Source organism: Streptomyces sp. NPDC059443 (genome assembly GCF_042750105.1).
In the GTDB taxonomy this organism is placed as follows: Bacteria; Actinomycetota; Actinomycetes; order Streptomycetales; family Streptomycetaceae; genus Streptomyces.
This window is the reverse complement of the sequence record NZ_JBHYVM010000006.1, coordinates 44567-52518: the sequence shown is the minus strand read 5'-3', so window position 1 is coordinate 52518 and position 7952 is coordinate 44567. Positions and strand designations below refer to the sequence as shown.

General features: G+C 73.0%; 9 protein-coding genes. 5 read left to right on the top strand and 4 right to left on the bottom strand.

The features are described from left to right. The first annotated feature begins 235 nt into the window (after window positions 1-235). Complete coding sequence (gene dapC / locus ACFXDJ_RS07725; RefSeq protein ID WP_384656774.1) at window positions 236-1336, top strand: succinyldiaminopimelate transaminase; 1101 nt, start codon at window positions 236-238, stop codon at window positions 1334-1336. An 87-nt stretch (window positions 1337-1423) separates the two neighbouring features. On the opposite strand, the gene ACFXDJ_RS07720 is transcribed toward dapC, so the two are convergent. Next, the gene (locus ACFXDJ_RS07720; protein WP_384663345.1) at window positions 1424-1780 is read right to left on the bottom strand and encodes an ATP-binding protein; all 357 of its coding nucleotides are present in this window, start codon (window positions 1778-1780) and stop codon (window positions 1424-1426) included. Window positions 1781-2046: 266 nt separating this feature from the next. After that, the gene (locus ACFXDJ_RS07715) at window positions 2047-3039 is read right to left on the bottom strand and encodes a hypothetical protein (protein ID WP_384663354.1); all 993 of its coding nucleotides are present in this window, start codon (window positions 3037-3039) and stop codon (window positions 2047-2049) included. Between the two features lie 78 nt (window positions 3040-3117). Here ACFXDJ_RS07715 and dapE point away from each other — a divergent pair, with 78 nt between their 5' ends. Both dapE and ACFXDJ_RS07705 read left to right on the top strand, forming a co-directional pair. After that, entirely contained in the window at window positions 3118-4197 is a 1080-nt protein-coding gene (dapE, locus tag ACFXDJ_RS07710) for a succinyl-diaminopimelate desuccinylase (protein WP_384663347.1), read from the top strand. A gap of 64 nt (window positions 4198-4261) precedes the next feature. Beyond that, on the top strand, window positions 4262-5020 hold the full coding sequence (locus ACFXDJ_RS07705; RefSeq protein ID WP_384663349.1) for a TIGR00730 family Rossman fold protein: 759 nt from the start codon (window positions 4262-4264) through the stop codon (window positions 5018-5020). 25 nt (window positions 5021-5045) lie between these two features. Here ACFXDJ_RS07705 and folP read toward each other — a convergent pair whose 3' ends face one another. Next, window positions 5046-5906, bottom strand: a complete 861-nt coding sequence (folP, locus tag ACFXDJ_RS07700) for a dihydropteroate synthase (RefSeq protein ID WP_384663351.1) — start codon at window positions 5904-5906, stop codon at window positions 5046-5048. Window positions 5907-5983: 77 nt separating this feature from the next. Here folP and ACFXDJ_RS07695 point away from each other — a divergent pair, with 77 nt between their 5' ends. Together ACFXDJ_RS07695 and ACFXDJ_RS07690 are read left to right on the top strand one after the other, a co-directional pair. Further along, a complete protein-coding gene (locus ACFXDJ_RS07695) occupies window positions 5984-6325 on the top strand; it encodes a DivIVA domain-containing protein (protein ID WP_384663355.1) in 342 nt (113 codons plus the stop codon). After that, window positions 6322-6903, top strand: coding sequence for a DNA-3-methyladenine glycosylase I (locus tag ACFXDJ_RS07690; protein ID WP_384663352.1), 582 nt, complete (start codon window positions 6322-6324; stop codon window positions 6901-6903). Before ACFXDJ_RS07695 ends, ACFXDJ_RS07690 begins: the two co-directional genes overlap by 4 nt. Before the next feature lie 131 nt (window positions 6904-7034). Here ACFXDJ_RS07690 and ACFXDJ_RS07685 read toward each other — a convergent pair whose 3' ends face one another. Continuing rightward, window positions 7035-7943 (bottom strand): LysR family transcriptional regulator, encoded by a 909-nt coding sequence (locus ACFXDJ_RS07685; RefSeq protein WP_384659793.1) that lies wholly within the window; start codon window positions 7941-7943, stop codon window positions 7035-7037. Window positions 7944-7952: the final 9 nt, after the last annotated feature.

Sequence of the window (7952 nt, the reverse complement as noted above, 5' to 3'; positions counted from 1 at the left end):
ACCCCCCCCCACCCCGCCGGCTCTCCGGCCTAAACCACCCCTATCCCCTCGCGGCCCCCCCCCGCCCCCACCCCCGGGGCCCCCTCCGGGCGCCCCCCCCCCCCGGGACCGAGGTGTTTCACCCTGCGGAACCCGCAGGACACGTAGGACCCGTAGGACTCGTAAGACCCGCAGGATCAGCAGGACCCGCGGGATTTCTGGAACGCACGGAACACCCGGAAAGCGAGAGCGCATCGTGGCCGCAGTCTCAGCCCGTCTCCCCGTCTTCCCCTGGGACAAGCTGGAGCCCTACAAGGCGACGGCGGCGGCCCACGCGGACGGAATCGTCGACCTGTCCGTCGGCACCCCCGTCGACCCGGTGCCGCAGCTGATCCAGCGCGCCCTGGTCGAGGCCGCCGACTCCCCGGGCTATCCCACGGTGTGGGGCACGGCCGCCCTGCGCGACGCGATCACCGGCTGGGTGCGGAGCCGCCTCGGCGCGAGCGCCGCCGGGCACCACAACGTCCTGCCGGTCGTCGGCTCCAAGGAGCTGGTGGCCTGGCTGCCGACACAGCTCGGCCTCGGCGCCGGTGACCAGGTCGCCTACCCCCGGCTCGCCTACCCGACCTACGAGGTCGGCGCGCGGCTGTGCGGGGCCGAACCCGTGGTCTACGACGACCCGACCGCCGATCTCGACCCGGCCCGCGTGAAGCTGCTGTGGCTCAACTCCCCGTCCAACCCCACCGGCAAGGTCCTCTCCAAGGAGGAGCTCGTCCGGATCGTGGCCTGGGCGCGCGAGCACGGGATCCTGCTCTTCAGCGACGAGTGCTACCTGGAGCTGGGCTGGGAGGCCGAGCCCGTCTCCGTCCTGGACGACGAGGTCTGCGGGGGCTCGTACGAGGGCCTCGTCGCCGTCCACTCGCTCTCCAAGCGCTCCAACCTGGCCGGCTACCGGGCGGCCTTCATCGCCGGTGACGCCGAGGTCCTCGCCGAGCTGCTGCTGATCCGCAAGCACGGCGGCATGATGACCCCGGCCCCGGTGCAGGCGGCCACGGTCGCGGCGCTCGGCGACCACGCGCACGTCGAGGAGCAGCGGGTGCGCTACGCGGCCCGCCGCGCGGCGCTGCGCGCGGCCCTGGAGGCGCACGGCTTCCGCGTCGAGCACAGCGAGGCCAGCCTCTACCTGTGGGTGACCCGCGACGAGCCCTGCTGGGACACGGTCGCCCACCTCGCGTCCCTGGGCATCCTGGTCGCGCCGGGCGACTTCTACGGCGAGGCGGGCGCGAACTTCGTCCGCGTCGCCTTCACGGCCACGGACGAACGCGTCGAGGCGGCGGTCAAGCGACTGGCCGGCTAGCCCGCCGGTCGGGTCTCCGTTTGCCGACGGCCCGAAGGGCCCGGGAGTTCGTGCTCCCGGGCCCTTCGGCGTTCCTGCGGACGGCGGCTAGCCGAGGCCGGGCAGGCCGCCGGGGAGGCCGCCCAGCGCGCCCGTGGGGAGCCCGCCGGGGAGCCCGCCCGCGGTCAGCCCGCTCGTCGGGAGCCCGCCGAGCAGGCCGGCGGCGGCATCGGCCGGCGCGGCCGGGACCGCGTGGGCGGCGGCCGGCGCGGCCTTGGTGGCCGTCTCCGTGGCGGTGTCACCGGCGGCGGCGACCGTCGCGTCCGGCGAGGTGAGCGCGCCCAGCTTCGGCACGGACTCCAGGCCCGCGGCGCTGGCCACGCCGGCCGCACCGACCACGGGCGCTGCCCCGGCTGCGAGGAGCAGCGCGGTACGGGCGATCCGGCGGGTCAGGGGGAGGGACATGATGCTCCTAAGCGGTAGCGGCTGAATACGCCGGTACAACCGCTCGCAGGGGGCGGTGAGTTGCGGAGCCGGTGGGTAAAGGATCAGTAACGCATCGTTTAATCGGCTTCCGCGACAACCGCACCGGACACGCGTCGACCTGCGCTTGTGTGCCCGCCGGGGCCTTCGTGTCCGCCGTTCGGGTCACCCCCGTACGGGGGACGCCTCGCACGCCCGAGCGTTGGGCCCTGCGCGGTGCCGAGGGGTGCCGGGCCGTCGGCTCCGGCTCAGCCGTGCACGAAGATCCGTACCTCGCCCGGCGAGGCGTTGTGCGGGTCCCCGTCGCCGTCCTTCGCCCCCGAGCCGCCCTTGTCCTGCCAGCGGCCGCCGTCCTTGCCCGCGATCCAGGCCTGGGGGAAGTACGAGACCCGGGCGATCCCCAGCTCGCGGGAGTGGGCCACCGCCCACTGCGCGAGCACCCGGCTGCCGCGGGTCGCCGCCTCGCCGCCGTCCCGCTTCTCCACGAGGGTGACCTCGGACTCCGCGATCGCCCCGCGGCCGTCCTCCGTCCGGCTCGGTTCCGCGGGCATGGTGTGCGGCCCGTTCTTGCCCAGGAGCCGGGTCAGCTCCGCCCGGACCTTCGCCGGATCGCCCGGCGCGGTGGGCGCGAGACCGGTACAGGTCAGGTGGCCGCCGCCGGTGAAGGCCGTCGTCAGGACGGTCGCGTCGGGCTCGTGTTTCGCGTACGCCTGCGGGAAGGCGCTGAGCTGGACCTTCTGCGCCGCCACCGTCAGCGGGAGCCGCGAGTACCCCTTGATCTCGGCCAGCCGGTCGTAGAAGATCCCGGCCGAGTAGACCGGGTCCATGATCTGCTCCGGCGTGCCCCAGCCCTGCGAGGGCCGCTGCTGGAACAGCCCGAGCGAATCCCGGTCGCCGTGATCGAGGTTGCGCAGCGCCGACTCCTGCATGGCCGTCGCCAGCGCGATCGTCACGGCCCGGTCCGGCATTCCCTTGGAGACCCCGACGGCCGCTATCGTCGCCGCGTTCGCGGCCTGCTCCGGGGACATCTCGTAGGACCCGGCGGGGCCGCTCCCGCTGCCATCGGCGGCGCCGATGTCCGCGGAGGCCGTGCAGTACGGGGCGCCGCCACCGCCGTTGGACTCGCGCTGCACGATGAAGTAGCCGACGACCGCGACCAGCACGAGCAGGCCGGCGGTCCAGCGGAGCGGACGGCGGCGACGGCGGGGGCGGGGATGATCGGTCTGCGACACGCCGCCCACCGTACTTGAGCCGTGCGACGCGTCCATCGGCCGGACGGACAAGGCTTCGGCCCGGTGCTGGGAGCTAGGGTCAGCACCATGCCCGAATCCGAGCTGGACCTCACCCTGGACGCCGCCGAGCTGACCGCCCGGCTCGTCGACATCCCTTCCGTGAGCGGCGACGAGAAGGTAATCGCCGACCTCGTGGAGCACGCGCTGCGCGGCCTCGCGCACCTGACCGTGGACCGCTACGGCAACAACGTCGTCGCGCGCACGAACCTGGGCCGCGCCGAACGCGTCGTGCTCGCGGGCCACCTCGACACCGTGCCCATCGCGGACAACGTGCCTTCGCGGCTCGACGAGAACGACGTCCTGTGGGGCTGCGGCACCACCGACATGAAGTCGGGCGTCGCCGTGCAGCTGCGCATCGCCGCGACCGTGCCGGAGCCCAATCGCGACCTCACCTTCGTCTTCTACGACCAGGAGGAGGTCGCCGCCGACCTCAACGGCCTCGGCAAGGTCGCCGCAGCCCACCCCGACTGGCTGACCGGCGACTTCGCGGTCCTGCTGGAGCCCTCCAACGCCGAGGTCGAGGGCGGCTGTCAGGGCACCCTGCGGGTCCTGCTCCGCACGGCCGGCGAGCGCGCCCACTCCGCGCGCAGCTGGATGGGCTCCAACGCCATCCACGCGGCGAGCCCGATCCTGGCGAAGCTGGCCGCGTACGAGCCCCGTAAGCCCGTCATCGACGGCCTGGAGTACCACGAGGGCCTCAACGCGGTCCGCATCGAGGGCGGCGTCGCCAACAACGTCATCCCCGACGCGTGCACGGTCACGGTCAACTTCCGCTACGCACCGGACCGCAGCGAGGCCGACGCCCTGGCCCACGTACGGGAGGTGTTCGCGGACTGCGACATCGCCGAGTTCGTGGTCGACGACACCTCTCCCGGCGCCCTGCCCGGCCTCTCCCACCCGGCCGCCGCGGCCTTCATGGAGGCCGTCGGAGGCCACGCCATGCCGAAGTTCGGCTGGACGGACGTCTCCCGCTTCAGCGCGCTCGGCGTACCGGCGGTCAACTACGGGCCGGGGGACGCCCTGCTGGCCCACAAGGTCGACGAGCGCGTCGAGACGAAGGCGATCCTGCACTGCGAGGAACGACTCCGTGCCTGGCTGACCTCCTGAATTCCCCTTCTCGTCACCTTTGTGCGCCTACCCTGATCCAACGATCAGCAGGAGGGAGCACATCATGGGCAACCCCGAAAGTTCCGCTCGCCGTCGGCCCGAGGAGCAGCAGCTCGGGCCGGTGCTGAGGAGGCGGGGCCAGGTGCAGGCGGGCAGTACGACGGACCAGCGGCTGCTGGATTCGGCCGGGCCCTCCGAGTGGGTGCACACCGATCCCTGGAGGGTCCTGCGCATCCAGTCCGAATTCATCGAGGGCTTCGGCACGCTGGCGGAGCTGCCGCCGGCGATCAGCGTGTTCGGCTCGGCGCGGACCCCGGTGGGATCGGCAGAGTACGAAGCGGGCGTGCGGATCGGCGGAGCGCTGGTGGACGCCGGCTTCGCGGTCATCACTGGCGGCGGTCCGGGCGCGATGGAAGCGGCCAACAAGGGCGCCCGGGAGGCCAACGGCATCTCGGTGGGCCTGGGCATCGAGCTCCCCTTCGAGCAGGGGCTCAACCAGCACGTGGACCTGGGGCTGAACTTCCGTTACTTCTTCGTCCGCAAGACGATGTTCGTGAAGTACAGCCAGGGCTTCGTGGTCCTGCCGGGCGGACTGGGCACGCTCGACGAGCTCTTCGAGGCCCTGACCCTGGTCCAGACCCAGAAGATCACCCGCTTCCCGATCGTGCTGTTCGGCACGGAGTACTGGAGCGGGCTCATCGAGTGGCTGAAGAACACGGTCATCGCGCAGGGCAAGGCCTCGGAGCGCGACCTGTACCTCTTCCACGTCACGGACGACGTGGACGAGGCGATCTCGCTCGTGACGAAGGAAGTCGGCAAGTAGCCCGTCGGCAAGTGGTCCTACGGGGCTACGCGAGTCCCCGGCGGGCGACCGCCGGGGGCCGGTGGCCCTGGATGGCGGCGACCATGTCCAGGATCTGCTTGGTCTCCGCGACCTCGTGGACGCGGTAGACCTGGGCGCCGAGCCAGGCCGAGACGGCCGTGGTGGCCAGGGTGCCGAGCAGGCGCTCCTTGACCGGCTTGTCGAGGGTCTCGCCGACGAAGTCCTTGTTGGACAGGGAGACCAGCACCGGCCAGCCCGTGTCGGTCATCTCCGCCAGGCGGCGGGTGGCCTCCAGCGAGTGGCGGGTGTTCTTCCCGAAGTCGTGGCCCGGGTCGATCATGATCGACTCCCGGGGGACGCCGAGCGCCGCCGCGCGTTCGGCGAGGCCGACGGTGACCCGCAGGATGTCGGCCATCACGTCCTCGTACTCGGTCCGGTGCGGCCGGGTGCGCGGCTCGACCCCGCCCGCGTGGGTGCAGACGATTCCGGCGCCGTAGCGCGCGGCGACCTCGGCGAGCTTCGGGTCCACCCCGCCCCACGCGTCGTTCAGCAGGTCGGCCCCGGCCTCGCAGACCGCCTCGCCGACCTCGTGCCGCCAGGTGTCGACGCTGATCACCACGTCCGGGTGGCGGCGGCGCACCTCGGCGACGAAGCCGACCGTCCGCCGGGCCTCCTCCACGGCGTCCACGTGCTCGCCCGGCCCCGCCTTGACCCCGCCGATGTCGATGATCGCGGCGCCCTCGGCGACCGCCTGCTCGACGCGGTCCAGGGCGGGCTCGTCGCGGAAGGTCGCGCCCTGGTCGTAGAAGGAGTCAGGGGTCCGGTTCACGATGGCCATGATCACCGGCTCGTGCGTCTCGAACTCGCGCCTGCCCAGTCGCAGCATCCCGCTCTTTCCTCCTTCGGCGGCCCTTGCGCCTCGTCTGCGACCTTAACCTGGTGGCCGGAGTCTTCTCAGGGGAGTTGATCGTGTTCGCGTTCTTGCTCATCGCGCTGGTCGTGGTCGTCGCCGCGGTCACCCTGGCCGTGGCCGGCGGAGGATCCGAGGCCGTCCTGCCGGAAGCCGAGCCGGACCGGGTGTCCGACGGCCTGCCGGAGAACCGCCCGGTCGTCCGGGCGGACATCGACGAACTGCGCCTGCCGGTGGCTCCGCGGGGGTACCGGATGGCCGAGGTGGACGACGTACTGGAACGGCTGGCGGCGGAGCTGGCGGAGCGGGACGCGAGGATCGCGGAGCTCAGCGGGGCGGCGGCGGGGGTCGCTCCTGACGCGCCGGTGGACCTGAGCAAGGCCGACGGGCAGTGAGCGGGGTCGTCGCCGGGCCCGACGGGGGGCTGCGCTGCCCGTGGGGGCTGGCCACGGAGGAGTACGTCGCGTACCACGACACGGAGTGGGGCCGTCCGGTCCACGGGGACGACGCGCTCTACGAGCGGCTGTGCCTGGAAGCCTTCCAGTCGGGGCTGTCGTGGCTGACGATCCTGCGGCGGCGGGAAGGGTTCCGGGCGGCGTTCGCGGGCTTCGAGATCGGGAAGGTCGCGGAGTTCGGCGAGGCGGATGTGGAACGGCTGCTCGCGGACGAGGGGATCATCCGCAACCGGGCGAAGATCGAGGCGACCCTCGCCAACGCGAGGACCCTGGCCGGGTGGGGTGCGGGCGAACTGGACGCGCTGATCTGGTCCCACGCCCCCCGGCGGCGCGCGGCGCCGAAGACCACGGAGGACGTGCCGGCGGTGACGGCGGAGTCGACGGCGCTGGCGAAGGCGCTGAAGAAGGCGGGCATCCGCTTCGTCGGCCCGACGACGGCGTACGCCCTGATGCAAGCCTGCGGCCTGGTCAACGACCACCTGGCCCGCTGCGTGACCCGCAAGGCCACCGCCGCCTGAGCCTCCCGCCGACGGGCTGGAAAATCCAGCCCGTCCGGCGTTTGAGGACCGGGTCCGGGCGGAGCCCGGGGAACGGGCGAAGGGCGGGTCGGGGACAGGCCCTGCGCAGCGGCGCCCCCGCCCCTCGGCAGCTACGGCTGCGACTGGCCGCCGGCCACGCTCCTCAGCGCAGCCAGCGCATGCGCCACCGCCGGCGCGGATTCCGCGCCTCGGCGCACCGCCGCCACGACGTGCCGCGTCGGCCGGTCGTGGGACAACACCCGCACCACGGGCCCCGACGCCCGGCTCGACACCATCCTGGGAACCAGGGCCACCCCCATCCCCGCCTCGACCATGGCCAGGATCGCCGTCCAGCCCGACGCCGAGTGCGCCTGCTCCGGCACGAAGCCCGCCGCCTCGCATGCACCTCGGGTGATCTCCGACCAGGGCCCGCTGCCTCCGTAGATCCACGGATCACCGGACAGGTCCGCGAGGCGCAGTTCCGGGGCTCCGGCCAGCGGATGTCCGGGGGGCAGGGCCACGTCGAGGGGGTCCTCCAGCAGCGTCAGACGGGTGAACCGCGGGTCGCGCGCGCTCGGGGAGTGGGCCGCGAGGGAAAGCGCCAGGTCGACGACCCCGGCCGAGAGCAGCTCGTAGGACTCGGCCGCCTCGGTTTCCCGTACGCGGACCTCCACGCCGGGGTGCGAGCGCCGCAGGGCCGCCACCGCGGGGACCACGAGGACCGGTACGGCGGTGGAGAAGGCCCCGATCCGCACCTCCCCCGCCTCCCCGGCCAGGTACCCGGTGAGTTCGGCGTCGGCCCGCTCCAGCTGCGCGAACACCGCTTCGGCGTGGCGCAGCACGAGGTGCGCGGCGTCCGTGAGGCGGACCCGGCGGCCCTGGGCCTCCAGCAGCGGGACCCCCAGCAGCTTGGCCAGGTTGGTCAGCTGCTGCGAAACGGCCGAGGGCGTCATGTGCAGGGCCTCGGCCGTGGCGGTGACGGTCCCCCGGTCGGCGAGGGTCCGCAGGATCCGCAGCTTCTTGATGTCCCACTCGATCATGGGACCGAA